Genomic DNA, 15430 nt, shown 5'->3' on the forward strand with positions numbered 1-15430 from the left:
CGCGCGCTGTTAGGTTGGCATAAACCGCACCGGAGAACCTCATGCCGCAGATCGCCATCACTTTTGCCCTGATCGTCGGACTGGTCGGGGGGGCAGAGGCGCAAACCGCGCTCAGTGAGCGAGTGAGCCTCGCGCATGGCACCTTCAGCAACGGTGGCGGCTTGACCATTGCGACCGAGTTGCGCCCCACGACCGATGGGCGCACCGCCCTGTGCGGAGTATGGTCCGAGAGCGAGAGCCAATCGAGCTATACCAAAGGTGCCGCCCGCGAGATCGTGCGCTTGGCGACGGTGTATGTAGATGGCCAGCGCATTGCGCAGAATCTGGGGGATCTGCCCCAGATCGCCCCACGGCTTGATTACGCGGGTGCGCCAGCGGGATGTATCCTGACCACTCTGTCATGGCAGCCGGGCCGCATGCCCGAAGTATTCATGCCGCGCAAGCAGATCAGCCGCAGCAGTGGCGGCGGCAGTGGTCCGCAGATCGACTTTGCCCAGACCGGCACCGGCGCGATGAGTGCGGCGCTGGAGGTTATCCCGCTTTTGGTCCGTAACAGCCGCACCCTGCCGCTTTCGAGTGCATCGCAGGTTATCGAGGGGCGCTATAGCAGCGGTGGGGGCCTGCGCCTTGCCGCCGAACTGCGGCCGATCAATGGGCGTGCGCATCTTTGCGGGGTCTGGTCCGACCTGCCGGGTCAGGACGCTCAAACCGAGGGGCTGGGGCGTGAGATTTTGCGCCGCAGTCACGTAATGCAATCAGGCCAAGAAATTGCGCGGGATCTGGGCAATCTGCGCCGCGTTTCAGCGCGCGGTGACTACACCGGCGCCGAGGCCAGTTGCCTTGACCTTAAACAGCCGTGGCGTGCCGAACAGGCTGAGGTGCCGCTGACGCTGCACCTGCCCGATACGGTGGTCTATCGCAGCACCACCCCCAAGGGGCAAACCGTAATCCGCTTTGGCGCGTGAACCAAACCCGACATTCCGTTTGCACAGGCCTGACCCACAAGTTTTCGCTTGAAGCTGGCCAAGTGACGGTGCTATCCAGAGCGCCGCGGCGGGTATGGTGAAAAGGTATCACGAAAGCTTCCCAAGCTTCAGTTACGGGTTCGATTCCCGTTACCCGCTCCAAAACTCCGTGCCAGTATCAGCCGCGCAATTGTGACAGGATCGCCTCTGCCGCCGCGCGTGGATCTTGTGCCGCCCAAATGGGCCGGCCGACGACAATGTGGTCGGCCCCGTCAGCGATGGCCTGTGCCGGGGTTGCCACCCGCTTTTGGTCACCCAAAGCGCTGCCTTCAGGGCGCACACCCGGTGTGACGATCAGGCGACCCTTGGCTTCGGGCAGGGCACGGATCATCGCCGCCTCTTGCGGGCTGGCAATGACCCCATCGGCCCCGGCGTCAAAGGCACGGCCCGCGCGCTCGGCCACCAGATCAGGCAGATCGCCCGATTTGATCATCCCAGCATCAAGATCGGCGCGATCAAGCGAGGTGAGGATCGTGACCGCAAGGATTTTCATCGGCTTGCCCGAGGCCCCCTCTTTGGCGGCGCGCACCACATGCGGATCACCATGTACGGTCAGGAAATCCAGATCGAACTGGGCCAGTCCCCGCACCGCCGCCTCGATCGTGGCGCCGATGTCAAAGAGCTTCATGTCGAGGAAAATTCGCTTGCCTTGCTCGGTTTTCAACTCGTTAGCGAGGGCCAATCCGCCCCCCGTCAGCATTCCAAGGCCAATCTTGTAAAAGCCGACCGAGGCACCCAATTGCTCTGCCAATTGGAGACCCTCCAGCGCATTGGGCACATCAAGGGCTACGATCAGGCGGTCATCAGTCATGGGGCGCGGTCCTCTGCTGTCGGATAGCGCCCTTGTCGCGGCGGCGATGCGCGGCGTCAAGCCTCTGCGCACATCCCGTCAAAAGCGGTATCAGCCAAGGTGATCTGACGCCCGTTGCGCCGAAACTCAGGCAAGCGCTGCAATTGGCGCAAGGCATCCAGCCACAATGCGTTATGGCTCGCCTCTTTTGCTGGCACCGTGACATTCAGGCTGATTTGGCCGGTTTCCGTTTCCAGCAACAACACGCCACTGACGCAGGCAGCGTGACTATCACGGCGCATCTCGCGCGCGCGGACCTTGATGATATGCATCTTACGAACCTTATTACTCTTTACAGGGCAAACGGCGCATGACGCCGGTTGTTTACAGGCTTAATACTAAAGATAGCCTTACGCGATTTCACGGTGAAATCACGACGATTTTGCATCTTTTTTCGGGATGCGGAGTCAGGCGGCAATTGGTGGCACAGGGCGGACAGTCGCCCGGCGCAGCCGAAGGTCGGACCGGCCAGAGCGATGCAGATACCGCGCATGCTCCATCAAACCGTGGGTCACCCTTGCGAATTCTGCGGTCAGAGGTGCCCGGAAAAGCACGGGATAAACCAACCGTTCCTGCCCGTCGACCACTTCGGCCCGCGCGAAAAAGGCGGACCATTCGGGATTGTATCCGATCGCTTCCAGTCTCACTGCCTGCTCTGTCATGGCTTCTATCCTCTTTATAGGGCGACATAGCCCTGTGGATAACTCTGCGACAGATCGGTATTGCAGCAGGTCCTGCCAAGTCCCTCTCACGAAAAAGTGCCGCTCACGCGATTCCGGCGCGATCCGTCTTGAACCTCACGGCACTGTTACCCATTTATGGTGAGAGGTCCCCGACCGCCGCATGCCTAATGCTGGGTGCGCCACCGGGGGAACGCTTGTCAAAAGGAGAAAGCCCATGGACTTCAACAAGTTCACGGAACGGTCGCGTGGTTTCATTCAGGCCGCCCAGACCATCGCGATGCGCGAAAGCCATCAGAAACTATCCCCAGAACATATACTGAAAGCCTTGCTTGACGACCCCGAGGGGCTGGCCAGCAACCTGATCAAACGCGCCGGTGGCGCGCCCGAACGCGTGACGCAAGCGAATGACATCGCTCTGGCCAAAATCCCACGGGTGTCTGGCGATGCAGGGCAAACCTATATGGATCAGCAGACCGGCAAGGTTTTGGCCGAGGCCGAGAAACTGGCACAAAAGGCGGGCGACAGCTTTGTTCCCGTGGAACGCATTCTGACCGCGCTGGCCCTGGTGAAATCCCCAGCCAAGGATGCGCTAGAGGCAGGGGCTGTCTCGGCGCAAAAGCTCAACGAAGCGATCAACGATATCCGCAAGGGGCGCACGGCAGATTCCGCATCGGCAGAGGACACCTACGAGGCGCTCGAGAAATACGCCCGTGACCTGACCAAAGCAGCGCGGGAAGGCAAGATCGATCCCATCATCGGTCGCGACGATGAAATCCGCCGCGCGATGCAGGTGCTCAGCCGTCGCACCAAGAACAACCCGGTTTTGATCGGGGAGCCGGGGGTGGGTAAAACCGCCATCGCCGAGGGCCTTGCCCTGCGCATCGTCAATGGCGACGTGCCGGAATCTCTGCGCAACAAGCGGCTCTTGTCGCTTGATATGGGCGCGCTGATTGCCGGGGCGAAATATCGCGGCGAGTTCGAAGAGCGGCTCAAGGGCGTGCTGAACGAGGTGACGCAGGCCGCAGGCGAAATCATCCTATTCATCGACGAGATGCACACGCTGGTCGGTGCCGGTAAGGCCGATGGCGCGATGGATGCCGCAAACCTGATCAAGCCCGCCCTCGCGCGTGGTGAATTGCACTGTATCGGGGCAACGACGCTCGATGAATATCGCAAGCATGTAGAAAAGGATGCGGCCCTTGCCCGCCGGTTCCAACCGCTGGTGGTCGAGGAGCCAACGGTCGAGGATACGATTTCGATCCTGCGCGGCATCAAGGAAAAGTATGAGCTGCATCACGGTGTGCGCATCTCTGACTCGGCGCTTGTCGCCGCCGCCACGCTCTCGCATCGCTACATTACCGACCGGTTCTTGCCCGACAAGGCCATCGACCTGATGGACGAGGCCGCAAGTCGGCTGCGTATGGAAGTGGACAGCAAGCCCGAAGAGTTGGACGCGCTTGACCGCGAAATCCTGCAAAAGCAGATCGAGGCCGAAGCACTCAAGAAAGAGGACGACGCCGCCAGCAAGGATCGGCTGGAAAAGCTGGAAAGGGAGCTGGGCGATCTGCAACAGCGCTCATCCGAGATGACCGCCAAATGGCAGGCTGAGCGCGACAAGCTGGCCGGTGCGCGCGACCTCAAAGAACAGCTTGACCGCGCGCGCGCCGAGCTGGACATCGCCAAGCGCGAGGGCAATCTCGCGCGTGCCGGTGAGCTGAGCTATGGTGTCATTCCGGGGCTGGAGAAAAAGCTGGCCGAGGCCGAAACCCAAGGCGATGATGGCGTCATGGTCGAAGAGGCCGTGCGCCCCGAGCAAATCGCGCAGGTGGTGGAACGCTGGACCGGCATTCCCACAGCCAAGATGCTGGAGGGCGAGCGCGACAAGCTGCTCGGGATGGAAGCCAACCTGCATCGCCGCGTGATCGGTCAGAATACCGCCGTCAAGGCCGTGGCCAATGCCGTGCGGCGTGCGCGGGCGGGGCTCAACGATGAGGGGCGCCCCTTGGGCAGTTTCCTCTTTCTCGGGCCAACCGGCGTGGGCAAGACCGAATTGACCAAGGCCGTGGCAGAATTCCTATTTGACGACGATAGTGCCATGGTCCGGATCGACATGAGCGAGTTCATGGAGAAACACTCGGTCTCGCGTCTGATCGGTGCGCCTCCGGGCTATGTCGGCTATGACGAGGGCGGTGTTTTGACCGAGGCCGTGCGCCGCAGACCTTATCAGGTGGTCCTGTTCGACGAAGTCGAAAAGGCGCATCCCGAGGTGTTCAACGTGCTTTTGCAGGTGCTTGATGATGGTGTGCTGACCGATGGTCAGGGCCGCACCGTGGATTTCAAGCAAACGCTGATCATCCTTACGTCGAACCTTGGGAGCCAAGCTCTGAGCCAATTGCCAGAAGGGGCCGATGCCGCCACCGCCAAGCGCGATGTGATGGACGCGGTGCGGTCGCATTTCCGGCCCGAGTTCCTGAACCGGCTGGATGAGATCGTGGTGTTTGACCGCCTCACGCGGCCACAGATGGATGGCATCGTCGATATCCAGATGTCGCGGCTGCTGAAACGTCTGGCCGCCCGCAAGATCACGCTGGCGCTGGATGACGCGGCCCATAAATGGCTGGCGGATGAAGGCTATGATCCGGTCTACGGCGCGCGTCCGCTCAAGCGGGTGATCCAGCGCGCGTTGCAAGACCCTCTGGCAGAGGCGCTCTTGTCCGGGGAAATCCTCGATGGGGCGGTGGTGCCGGTTACAGCAGGCCCCGAAGGGTTGATCATCGGAAACCGGGTTGGCAGCACGACACAAGAGCCCCCACAAGACGCCGTGGTTCATTGACCGTGAAAACGCCCCTCTGAGTGATCAGGGGGGCGTTTTTAATCGTACAAACCGTCAGGAAGCCTCTGGGTTGGCTGCCTCACGCTTTACCTTATATTCCTCGGGAATGGGCATCCGGTTGAAGGCATCAAGCCCCGCGATTTTATACGCCTCAGCCAAGGTGGGATAGTTGAAGGTGTTCTGCACGAAATAATCCACCGTGCCTTTGAGGTTCAAAACCGCCTGCGCGATGTGGATGAGTTCAGTTGCCCCCTCGCCTACAATCTGCACGCCCAGAACCCGACGCGTCTTGAGCGAGAACAGCATTTTCAGCATGCCATGTTCCAGCCCCATGATATGCCCGCGGCTGGTTTCGCGGAACCGTGCAACACCCACCTCATAGGGGATACCGCGCGTCTGCATTTCCTCTTCCGACATGCCGCAGGTGGAAATTTCTGGCACGGAATAGATGCCATATGGAAACCACGGGCTTTCAGGCAGGGTCGGGATGTCGAGCGCATGACAGGCCGCAACGCGCCCTTGTTGCACAGAGGTCGAGGCAAGGCTTGGATGCCCGATCACATCACCCGCAGCATAGATATGCGGCACAGCCGTTTGATAGGTCTTGCGATTAACCTCAATACGGTTGCGATGATCCGTCGTCAGACCCGCCGCCGCCAGATTGAGCGCCGAAGTTGCCCCCATCCGCCCCGCAGCAAAGAGCAGCATTTCGGCACGCACGTGGCGACCATTGGCAAGGCTCACCTCGATATGCTCGCCCGCGTCCTCGATCCGCTCGATCGCGGACCCCAGCCGCAGATCAACGCCATTCTCGCGGATCTGATGGGTGAAATCCTGAATGAGCATCCGGTCGATGAAATCGAGAAATGTATCGCGTGGCTCGATCAAGGTCACACGCACGTCGAGCGCGGAAAACATCGTGGCATATTCCACCCCGATCACGCCCGCGCCCACCACGATCAGACTGCGCGGAATCCGGGCAAGCTCAAGAAACTCATCGCTGTCCACCACCGTGCGCCCGTTAAAGGGCACAGTGTCTGGGCGATGGGTCTTGGTCCCGGTCGAGATCAGAAAGCGGTCAGCAGTCAGGCGCGTGACATCGCCCGCCTCGGTTGCAACCTCGATGGTATAGGCATCAACAAAGCGCGCCATGCCATGCAGCGTATCCACGTGGTTGCGGTTGAACTGATGTTCCAGAACATCAACCTCGTGATCCAAGGTCATGTGCAGCCGCGCCTTGAGATCCTCGGCACCGATGTTGTCCTTGACTCGGTAAGCGCGGCCATAAAAGCTGCGCTCACGCCAACCCGACAGGTTGAGCACCGTCTCGCGCAGCGTCTTGGACGGGATCGTGCCGGTATGCACCGACACGCCGCCCAACCGGTCCTTGCGGTCAATCACCAACACGCGACGCTTGAGCTTGCCCGCCTGAATGGCGGCGGCGCGCCCCGCAGGACCCGAGCCAACGATGATCAGATCATAATGGCTCATGTCTTAATCCGCATAGAGCGCCTCGGCATGGAAGGTCACGTGATCCTCCATGAAGGTCGAGATGAAGAAATAGCTGTGATCATAGCCCTTTTGCATCCGGAACGTGCCCTCTTGGCGGCGGGCGGTCATGGCATGGGCCAGCGTTTCGGGGCGCAGCAGGTCAAGGAATTGGTCCTTGGTGCCGGTATCCACCAGAACCGGCCCATCAAATCCACGCTCTGCCATCAGCAGGCTGGCATCATGCGCTGCCCAGGCGGCTTCGTCTGCGCCCAGATAGGCCGTGAATTGCTTGCGGCCCCAATCGCTGTTGGTGGGGTTGCAAATGGGGGAAAAGGCCGACACGGACCGGAACCGCCCCGGCAGTGACATCGCCAGCGTCAACGCGCCATGCCCACCCATCGAATGCCCGGTAATGGCCTGACGGTCCATGTCCACGGCAAAATTCTCACCAATGAGCGCAGGCAATTCCGTGGCGATATAATCCCACATCCGGAAATGCGGCGCCCAAGGGGATTGCGTGGCATTCACATAGAACCCGGCCCCCTGCCCCAGATCATAGGCGTCATCATTGGCCACACCCTCGCCGCGCGGGCTTGTATCCGGAAACACGAGTGCGATGCCCTGCTCTGCCGCCCAACCCTGTGCGCCGGCCTTAACCATGGCATTCTCATGGGTGCAGGTCAGGCCCGAGAGATACCACAGCACCGGCACCGGCCCATCCTGCGCCTCAGCCGGCAGGAAGAGGCCAAAGGTCATGTCAACGCCGCACACCTCGGAGGCGTGGGTATAGACGCCCTGCGTGCCACCAAAACAGGTATTTTCCGAAACCGTTTTCATCATGTTCTCCTCTCACGTCCGTAGGACTGTTCAGTAAAGTTGGTTCACCCAACCGATCACAAGCGACACCGTGACAATGGCAGCGCCAGTTGAAATCAGGATCGAGGACGACACACGCTTGGGTGCCACGCCATAATGCTGGGCGAGCATAAAGACATTTCCCGCCACGGGCAGACTTGCCGCCGCAATCATCACCGCCCCGGCGTAGGGATCAACCTCGAACAAGACGAGCACGGCAAAGGCCACGAAAACCGGGTGCAGCACAAGTTTGCAAAAAGAAAGCCACCCCGCGATATGAGGTCGCTCAGCCGATTTCGACGCGAGCGATGCGCCGATGGCAAAGAGCGCACCGGGGGTGGCCGCCCCGCCCAGAATGCGCACGAAATCGTTGATCGGATCTGGAATAGGCAGGCGCAGGCCGGACCATGTGAGGCCCAGCACGATCGAGACGATCATCGGGTTCTTCAAGAGACCCATTCCGACGGTGCGCAAGATACCAAAGCTGAGCCGACCATCCCGCGTGCCGGTAATCAGGATCACCACAAGCGAGCCAAATACGATAAGGTCCACCGCCAAGACGATCATCACCCAGCCAATCGCCGCTTCCCCCATCAGCATGGCCAGCATCGGCACACCCAGAAAACCAACGTTGCCGATGACCGCGCATTGGGCCTCGATAGCGACCTCTTGGATATTCACGCGGCGCACCAGCGCTACCGCCGTGGCGATGCCATAGACAAAGGCCGTGGCCCAGAGGTAGGCAAGAATGAAATTCCAATCCAACACATCCGCCAGCGTGAGATTGGCCGAAAAGCGGAACAGCATCGCCGAAAGAGCAAAGTAAAAGACGAACTTCGTCAACCACGCCGTCGCCTCCTCGGGAAAGAACCCGGTGCGCCCGGCGCCATACCCTAGCCCGATGATCATGAAGAAAGGTAGGGTCTGGAGAAAGATACTTAGCATGCGATGTGTGGTAGCAGGTTGAGGGGCAGGGTCAATCGCCGCCATTCATCCTTTCGTCGCAACACTTGCTATGGCCCGTCAGCCACTGCCGATCAGCACGCCAGCGGCAAAGACCAGCGCTCCGCCCAGAACAACCTGAAACGCCGCGCGAAAGAACGGCGTTTCCATATATTTGTTCTGAATCCAGGCAATCGCCCAAAGCTCGATAAACACCACCACAAAGGCGATGATTGTGGCAGTCCAGAAATCCGGAATAAGATAAGGCAACGCATGGCCCAAGCCGCCAACGGTGGTCATGATCCCAGAGGCAAAACCGCGCTTGATCGGGCTGCCGCGCCCAGAGAGTTCGCCATCGTCGCTGGCGGCCTCGGTAAAGCCCATGGAAATGCCTGCGCCCACACTGGCCGCAAGACCAACAAGAAACGTGGTCCAGGTGTCCTGCGTGGCAAAGGCCGTGGCAAAGATCGGGGCGAGCGTGGACACGGAGCCATCCATCAATCCGGCAAGCCCCGGCTGCACCCATGTCAATACAAACTGGCGTTTGGCGGTGCGATCCTCGGCGTCGCGCGCATCAGCATCGAGATGCTCAGCCTCAAGCTCTTCGGCGCGGGTTTGATGACCAGCCTCGGCGGCGGCGAGATCACCAAGCAATTTGCGGGTGTCGGCATCGGTGGTGCGCTGTGCTGCCTTGAGATAAAACGCACCAGCATCGCGCTCCATCGCCTCGGCTTCGTCGCGGATACGCTCGATCCCGAGGTTTTCAATCAGCCAGACAGGACGTCGCGCATAGAACCCGGCAACATGCTCGCGCCGGATCAGGGGGATCACCTCGCCAAACCGGCTGCGGTGCAGTTCGATCAGGCGGTGACGGTGACCATCTTCTTCGGTCGCCATCCCATCAAAGATGGCAGCGGTATCCGGAAAATCTTGCCGCAACATCTCTGCATAAGAACGATAGATGCGCGCGTCATCCTCTTCCGAGGAGATCGCCAATGCGAGAATTTCTTGTTCGCTGAGATCGCGAAAACGGCGGCGGGACGTCATACCGGGAATCATCGGACACCTCAGTTAGAATTATTCTAAATCAGTTTAGCGCTACATTCTACGAAGGCAAAGGGGGATGTATGGGTAAAAGTGAACTACTCGGTTCATTTTTATCTTGATTTCTAAACCGATCTGTTTAGTTATATATCTGAACGCAACAGTTCAGTTATGGAGTTCGATATGAAAAGCGCCTTGATCGTTCTTACCCTCTCGCTCAGCCTCATCGCGGCCCCTGTCTTGGCTTTCAGCTTTGACACCAACAGCCTGACACCGACACTGACCTACCCTGCGCCCGCGCCTGCCCCCGTGACACAAGGCAATGCAGGAATCGACCGATAATCTGCGTCAGAAACAGCCTCCCGTGACCGCGCGCAGACGGGCTTGCGGTTACGGGCATGCGCCGACTACACTGTTCCGACCTGTGGGGAGGGATTGGATGTCGGCACCCGCCGTTGAAATCAAGAAGGGCCGCAAGTTCGACCAGGTGCTCGAAGGGGCGCGTCGCGTCTTTATGCGCGATGGATTCGAAGGCGCCAGCGTCGACGAAATTGCGCGTGAGGCGCAGGTGTCCAAGGCCACCCTCTATAGCTATTTCCCGGATAAACGGCTGCTTTTTTCCGAAGTCGCGCGGCTTGAATGCAACCGGCAGGCCGAAGAGGCGATGGAAGTGATCGCTAAGGGCGCGACCATTGATCATGTCTTGCACGAGGCAGCCACCCGGATCGTTCGGTTCTTTTTGTCAGACTTCGGACAACAAATGTTTCGCATCTGCGTATCGGAGGCGCATCGGTTTCCCGAATTGGGACGCCGATTTTATGCCTCTGGACCAGACCTTGTGCGCGAACGGTTAAGCAAAGTCTTGCGCCCCTATGTCGATGCCGGGATTCTCAAAATTGACGACATGGATCTCGCCGCCAACCAGTTTGGCGAGTTATGCAAAAGCGATCTCTTTATGCGCAGCTTGTGCGGCATGTGCAAAGAAGTAGAGCCAGCGGATATAGAGCGTGTGGTCAATGGCGCGGTTGAGATGTTTCTCGCGCGTTATCGCGCCTAATCCGGGGCGGAACGCCCCATCATCGCCGCCGCAATCTTTTCTGCCATCATGATCGTGGGCGCGTTGGTATTGCCCCCCACGAGGCGGGGCATAATCGAGGCATCGACCACGCGCAGCCCCTCAAGCCCATGAACACGCGCCTGCGGATCAACAACCGCCATAGCGCCCTGCCCCATCGCGCAGGTGCCGACCGGGTGATAGATCGTGTCGGCGCGGGCGCGAATATCGGCCTCAAGTGCCGCATCGGTCCAGTCGTGGGGGTGCAACCGCTTTTTGCGCCAAGGTGCCAAAGCAGGCGCGCGTAGCACCGCATCCATCTGCCGCGCACCTTGCATCATCAGGGTCAGATCACGGCTGTCGCTAAGGAACGCAGGGTCAATCAAAGGCGCATCCTGAGGGCGGGCAGAGCGTAGCGCCACCCGACCCCTGCTATGGGGCCGCAGCACGCAGACATGACACGAATAGCCGGGGCGAAAATGCAGGGTTCGCATGTGATCTTCGACAATGCCGATCACAAAATGCAGTTGCAGATCGGGCCGAGACACTGTGCGCTCAGAGCGCAGAAAGGCTCCGGCCTCAGCATAGGGTGTGGTGAACGGGCCCTTCCCCGTCTTGCGCCATTCAAGCGCCGCCTTTCCCAGACGCCAGAGGCCCTTGGGATCAAGGCTGATGACATCGTCGCGCTTAGAGGTTTCGGCAAGGATATAGTCCAGATGATCTTGCAGGTTCTCACCCACTCCGGGCAGCTCATGCACCGGGCTTATACCATGCGCCTGCAACGCCTCGGCCGGGCCGATGCCTGAAAGCATCAAGAGATGCGGAGAGCCAAAAGCACCGCTGCTCAGGATCACGTCCCGCCGCGCGCGCGCCTCGCGCATCCGCCCTTTGTGGCGATAGCGTAGGCCGGTGGCGCGCTTGCCGTCAAAGATCACCCGCTCAGCCATGGCCTGCGTGATCACCGTCAGATTGGGCCGTGTCAGGACCGGGAAAAGATAGGCAGCAGCAGCAGAGCACCGTTGACCGCGCTGGGGGCCGTCAAAGAACTGCGTCACCTGATAATGCCCCGCGCCCTCTTGGGTCGCGCCGTTGAAATCGGGATTGCGGGGGATTTGCAGGCTCTCACAGGCGGTTACGAAAGCCTCAGAAATGGCACGGGGCGCATTTTGGTTGGTGACTTGTAGTGGTCCGGATTGGCCATGCAGGGCGTCACCGTGCTGCGCGTTCCTCTCTGCCGTGCGAAACCATGGCAGCACGCTCTGCCAGTTCCAGCCATCACAGCCCAGATCGGCCCATTCGTCATAATCACCGGGATGACCGCGTGCATAGAGCATTGCGTTGATCGCGCTAGAGCCGCCAAGCGCACGCCCGCGCGGCTGAAACCCTTGCCGACCGTTCAATTCCGGCTGTGGCACAGTTTTGAGCGCCCAGTTGTTGATCTTGGGTCGCCCAGACACCATCGCTGCCACCAAACCCGGCGCACGAATGAAGATATCGCGCCCAGACCCGCCCGCCTCAATCAGGCAGACGGATAGGCCGGGGTCCTCGCTTAGCCGCGCCGCAAGCACGCAGCCCGCCGATCCACCCCCCACGATGATGTAGTCATAGATCATAGCCCGCCTCCCTCTGCCTCGTCACGCTATGCCGGAGACCTCCCCCGACCAAAGCGCGACGTGGCGTCAGGGATGCGCGACTAGCTTGGGCTCATGCCGCGCAACCGCTCAGACCGGCGTCGCAAATATTCCATGGTTGTCAAAAGCGCGATTGAGATCACGACAAGGATCGTCGCCACGGCAAGAATGGTCGGGCTGATCTGTTCGCGCAGGCCGGTGAACATTTCCCATGGCAGGGTTTGCTGATTGGCGGAGCCGACAAAGAGCACCACAACCACCTCATCGAACGAGGTGATGAACGCGAACAGGCCACCCGAAATCACGCCGGGAAGGATCAGCGGCATCTGCACCCGAAAGAAGGTGGTCACGGGGTCTGCGCCCATATTCGCCGCCGCGCGCGTGAGTGAGCGGTCAAAGCCCACAAGCGTGGCCGTCACGGTGATGATTACAAAAGGAATGCCCAGCGCCGCGTGCGCCAGAACCACGCCGAAATAGGTGCCTTGCAGGCCAATGCGGCTATAGAAGAAATACATCCCTGCCGCAGAGATGATGAGCGGCACGATCATCGGCGAAATGAGGATCGCCATGATCGCGCGGCGGAACGGCACGTGTTCGGAGCTCAGGCCAATCGCGGCCAGCGTTCCGAAACTTACCGAAAGAATCGTGGCCGCTGGCGCGATCATCAGCGAGTTGCGCAACGCCTGTTGCCATTCGTTCGAGGTAAAGAAATCCTGATAATGCTTGAGGCTATAACCGGCGGGATCAAACCGCAGCATTTCCGGTGTAAAGGTAAAGAAGTTTTGCGCGTTGAAGCTGAGCGGCATCACGACAAGAATGGGGGTAATCAGAAAGACGAAAATCGCCCCACAGATCACTCGGAACGTATAGTGCCAAAGCACCTGACCACTGGTCAGATAGGGTGCCAGATTGGCGCGATAGCGTTCTTCGCCAATCCAGAAGATGAACCAAGAAAAGAAGAGACCAAACAGCAGCCCCAGCACAAACCCCGGCAAGCCAGCCAGAAGCACGCCCGCAATGATAAAGAGCGCGATAAGGCCCCAGCGCGTGGTCTTCTCCTGCCCCAGTCCAAAGACTGCCAGCGCAAGATAGGCAAGAACCATAAGCGCAACGGCCCCAATCGCGATGCCCATCAACCCCGAGCCATGCGCCGTGCCGACAAACAGCCCAACAAAGGCCCCTGCAGCGCCGATCACCGGCAGTGAGAAGGAAAGTGGCTTGGTTTCGACAGGTGTCAGTGTGAATCCGTTCATGTCTCTTACCCCAGCTTCACGTTGTCGATGCCGACGATCTTGTCATAGGCCCAGTAGAGAATGAGGACCACGGCAAGCAGGATCGTGCCAAGCGCCGCCGCCAAGCCCCAATTGAGCGAGGACGAGATGTGATAGGCGATCCGGTTCGAAATGAACGTGCCGGTGGTGCCGCCCACAATCTCAGGCGTGATGTAATACCCGATGGCAAGGATGAAGACGAGGATCGAGCCCGCGCCGATGCCCGGCACCGATTGCGGAAAGTAGACCCGCCAGAACGCCGTCCAATTGTTCGCCCCCAGCGATTTGGCGGCGCGCAGATAGGTCGGCGGAATGGTCTGCATCACCGAATACATCGGCAGGATCATGAAGGGCAGCAGAATATGGGTCATCGCTACGATGGTGCCGAATTGATTGTTGATCATAACCAATCGGCTCTCATCTGCGACCAGCCCCAGCCAGACCAGAACGTCGTTGATAACCCCTTGTTGCTGCAACATCACCTTCCACGCGCTGGTGCGCACCAAAAGCGACGTCCAGAATGGCAGCAGGACAAGGATCATCAGAAGGTTCGCGGTGCGTGACGGCAGATTTGCCAGAATCCACGCCACGGGATAGCCCAAAGCAACACAGGAAAAGGTAATCATCAGCGACATGAACATCGTGCGCTGGAAGAGGATGCCATAAATACGCTCATCTTCGCTGCGCAAGGCGATACCTTGGGGCGTCTTTTCCATATCAACAGCGTTGAGGAAATAGCCGGTGGTATAGGGCGGCGAATAGGTCTTGATGGTTTCCCAGAATGTCACATTTGCCCAGTCCTTGTTCGACTCGAAAAAGGCTTCGCGCATCGCAACAGGCGGCAACTGCGCCGCTGCCGCAGCACGCAAGAGATCGCCACCGGGTCCGGCATAGGTCTCTATGGCCGTTTTCGTAGCCGGGTCTTCAAGGTCCAGCGCCAAGGCGGCATGAACTGCCTCCCATGGCTCTTCCTTGGTTACGCTCTTGCCATCGACAAACTGGGTAAAGGCCGCAAAGGCCGAATAAGCACGTGCCGTATTGGGTAGAATGTCGGAAATCGCAGCACCGGGCTGAAATTCGGCATCTCCACTAAATTCTGTGGCTTCCAGCGCTTCTAGGCGGGCAATCTGATTGGACATCAGCCGTTCATTGGGCTCTGCCCCAGCCCCACCCGACATCATCTCGACCCATGTCGCGGCCTCGTCAAAGGCGGGATCAACCTCGAGCAATGCGTCTTGGAACACCTCTCCAACGTCGCTCATGTCACGCCCAGACGTGCGGAAGAGCGAGGAAATGCCGCTTTTCTCGTAGTTCAGACGGCTGCCCAGCTTGGTGTGTTCCTTGGCCTCGGCAGCAAGGAAAAGGTCAAAGAACAAGGCGCGGAACACCTGCTCGTCGGGGGCATCGCCGGAATCCCAATCCCGCAACTCCTCGACAGTCATTGGCAGTGTATTGCCCACGATCTGGTTCTCGACAGAACGGAACAGCATATCAATGATCGGCGCGATGAAGGTGAGCAGAACAAAGAGCAACAGGGGGGCGATCAGCGCCAGCGCTCGCATCTTCTGAGCGCGCAAAGCGCGGCGCAGGCTGCGTTTCAGAGGCGTGCCATCGGCGGCAAGCATCGGGCCGGTGTTGGTGCTATCGCTCATGTCTTCCCCGTCGAAATGGTCCGATTATTCAGGCCGGGTCTTGTGCCCGGTCAAAGAAGCGGTGGGGCCGCGTACGGCCCCACCTCTATTGGTCGCCAG

At 59.7% G+C, this 15430-nt stretch carries 14 protein-coding genes and 1 tRNA gene; 5 read left to right on the top strand and 10 right to left on the bottom strand.

Translation table 11 applies throughout. The annotated features are described in order from the left end of the window. The first annotated feature begins 41 nt into the window (after positions 1-41). The gene (locus RAK1035_RS04590; protein ID WP_008279774.1) at positions 42-965 is read left to right on the top strand and encodes a hypothetical protein; all 924 of its coding nucleotides are present in this window, start codon (positions 42-44) and stop codon (positions 963-965) included. Between the two features lie 88 nt (positions 966-1053). After that, a tRNA-Gly gene (locus RAK1035_RS04595) sits at positions 1054-1127 on the top strand. A gap of 16 nt (positions 1128-1143) precedes the next feature. On the opposite strand, the gene pyrF is transcribed toward RAK1035_RS04595, so the two are convergent. The 3 genes from pyrF to RAK1035_RS04610 form a co-directional block, all read right to left on the bottom strand. Next, positions 1144-1836: an orotidine-5'-phosphate decarboxylase gene (pyrF, locus tag RAK1035_RS04600; protein ID WP_008279775.1), complete on the bottom strand. Its 693-nt coding sequence runs from the start codon at positions 1834-1836 to the stop codon at positions 1144-1146. 56 nt (positions 1837-1892) lie between these two features. Beyond that, a complete protein-coding gene (locus tag RAK1035_RS04605) occupies positions 1893-2147 on the bottom strand; it encodes a hypothetical protein (RefSeq protein ID WP_008279776.1) in 255 nt (84 codons plus the stop codon). Between the two features lie 135 nt (positions 2148-2282). Further along, positions 2283-2537: a hypothetical protein gene (locus tag RAK1035_RS04610; protein WP_008279777.1), complete on the bottom strand. Its 255-nt coding sequence runs from the start codon at positions 2535-2537 to the stop codon at positions 2283-2285. A gap of 235 nt (positions 2538-2772) precedes the next feature. On the opposite strand from RAK1035_RS04610, the gene clpB reads away from it, so the two are divergent. Next, positions 2773-5391: an ATP-dependent chaperone ClpB gene (clpB, locus tag RAK1035_RS04615; RefSeq protein WP_008279778.1), complete on the top strand. Its 2619-nt coding sequence runs from the start codon at positions 2773-2775 to the stop codon at positions 5389-5391. Positions 5392-5445: 54 nt separating this feature from the next. On the opposite strand, the gene sthA is transcribed toward clpB, so the two are convergent. From sthA to mbfA, 4 genes are all read right to left on the bottom strand, one after another. After that, positions 5446-6882 (bottom strand): Si-specific NAD(P)(+) transhydrogenase, encoded by a 1437-nt coding sequence (gene sthA / locus RAK1035_RS04620; RefSeq protein WP_008279779.1) that lies wholly within the window; start codon positions 6880-6882, stop codon positions 5446-5448. A 3-nt stretch (positions 6883-6885) separates the two neighbouring features. Continuing rightward, positions 6886-7719 carry an S-formylglutathione hydrolase gene (fghA, locus tag RAK1035_RS04625; protein WP_037296885.1) on the bottom strand — a complete coding sequence of 278 codons (834 nt, stop codon included), beginning with the start codon at positions 7717-7719 and terminating at the stop codon, positions 6886-6888. Positions 7720-7749: 30 nt separating this feature from the next. Next, a complete protein-coding gene (locus tag RAK1035_RS04630; RefSeq protein WP_037297047.1) occupies positions 7750-8682 on the bottom strand; it encodes an AEC family transporter in 933 nt (310 codons plus the stop codon). A gap of 78 nt (positions 8683-8760) precedes the next feature. Further along, complete coding sequence (mbfA, locus tag RAK1035_RS04635; protein WP_008279782.1) at positions 8761-9738, bottom strand: iron exporter MbfA; 978 nt, start codon at positions 9736-9738, stop codon at positions 8761-8763. A gap of 168 nt (positions 9739-9906) precedes the next feature. Here mbfA and RAK1035_RS20125 point away from each other — a divergent pair, with 168 nt between their 5' ends. Beyond that, positions 9907-10065 carry a hypothetical protein gene (locus RAK1035_RS20125; protein WP_162655199.1) on the top strand — a complete coding sequence of 53 codons (159 nt, stop codon included), beginning with the start codon at positions 9907-9909 and terminating at the stop codon, positions 10063-10065. Between the two features lie 97 nt (positions 10066-10162). Continuing rightward, positions 10163-10780: a TetR/AcrR family transcriptional regulator gene (locus RAK1035_RS04640; protein WP_008279784.1), complete on the top strand. Its 618-nt coding sequence runs from the start codon at positions 10163-10165 to the stop codon at positions 10778-10780. Here the strand turns inward: RAK1035_RS04640 and RAK1035_RS04645 are convergent. The 3 genes from RAK1035_RS04645 to RAK1035_RS04655 all read right to left on the bottom strand — a co-directional run bounded on the left by RAK1035_RS04645 (position 10777) and on the right by RAK1035_RS04655 (position 15331). Further along, complete coding sequence (locus RAK1035_RS04645; RefSeq protein ID WP_008279785.1) at positions 10777-12390, bottom strand: GMC family oxidoreductase; 1614 nt, start codon at positions 12388-12390, stop codon at positions 10777-10779. The genes RAK1035_RS04640 and RAK1035_RS04645 overlap by 4 nt on opposite strands. A gap of 80 nt (positions 12391-12470) precedes the next feature. Then, positions 12471-13661, bottom strand: coding sequence for an ABC transporter permease (locus tag RAK1035_RS04650; protein WP_008279786.1), 1191 nt, complete (start codon positions 13659-13661; stop codon positions 12471-12473). Positions 13662-13666: 5 nt separating this feature from the next. Continuing rightward, a complete protein-coding gene (locus RAK1035_RS04655) occupies positions 13667-15331 on the bottom strand; it encodes an ABC transporter permease (protein ID WP_112303059.1) in 1665 nt (554 codons plus the stop codon). Positions 15332-15430 lie beyond the last annotated feature (99 nt).

The organism is Roseovarius sp. AK1035, assembly GCF_003288315.1.
Classification (GTDB): domain Bacteria; phylum Pseudomonadota; class Alphaproteobacteria; order Rhodobacterales; family Rhodobacteraceae; genus Roseovarius; species Roseovarius mucosus_A.

Bases quoted from the DNA above. Each gene is read 5' to 3' on its own strand.
- RAK1035_RS04640 (WP_008279784.1), top strand. From the start codon at position 10,163: ATGTCGGCACCCGCCGTTGAAATCAAGAAGGGCCGCAAGTTCGACCAG.
- RAK1035_RS04645 (WP_008279785.1), bottom strand. From the start codon at position 12,390: ATGATCTATGACTACATCATCGTGGGGGGTGGATCGGCGGGCTGCGTG.
- RAK1035_RS04650 (WP_008279786.1), bottom strand. From the start codon at position 13,661: ATGAACGGATTCACACTGACACCTGTCGAAACCAAGCCACTTTCCTTC.
- mbfA (WP_008279782.1), bottom strand. From the start codon at position 9,738: ATGATTCCCGGTATGACGTCCCGCCGCCGTTTTCGCGATCTCAGCGAA.
- RAK1035_RS04655 (WP_112303059.1), bottom strand. From the start codon at position 15,331: ATGAGCGATAGCACCAACACCGGCCCGATGCTTGCCGCCGATGGCACG.
- fghA (WP_037296885.1), bottom strand. From the start codon at position 7,719: ATGAAAACGGTTTCGGAAAATACCTGTTTTGGTGGCACGCAGGGCGTC.
- RAK1035_RS20125 (WP_162655199.1), top strand. From the start codon at position 9,907: ATGAAAAGCGCCTTGATCGTTCTTACCCTCTCGCTCAGCCTCATCGCG.
- RAK1035_RS04630 (WP_037297047.1), bottom strand. From the start codon at position 8,682: ATGCTAAGTATCTTTCTCCAGACCCTACCTTTCTTCATGATCATCGGG.
- RAK1035_RS04605 (WP_008279776.1), bottom strand. From the start codon at position 2,147: ATGCATATCATCAAGGTCCGCGCGCGCGAGATGCGCCGTGATAGTCAC.
- clpB (WP_008279778.1), top strand. From the start codon at position 2,773: ATGGACTTCAACAAGTTCACGGAACGGTCGCGTGGTTTCATTCAGGCC.
- pyrF (WP_008279775.1), bottom strand. From the start codon at position 1,836: ATGACTGATGACCGCCTGATCGTAGCCCTTGATGTGCCCAATGCGCTG.
- RAK1035_RS04610 (WP_008279777.1), bottom strand. From the start codon at position 2,537: ATGACAGAGCAGGCAGTGAGACTGGAAGCGATCGGATACAATCCCGAA.
- RAK1035_RS04590 (WP_008279774.1), top strand. From the start codon at position 42: ATGCCGCAGATCGCCATCACTTTTGCCCTGATCGTCGGACTGGTCGGG.
- sthA (WP_008279779.1), bottom strand. From the start codon at position 6,882: ATGAGCCATTATGATCTGATCATCGTTGGCTCGGGTCCTGCGGGGCGC.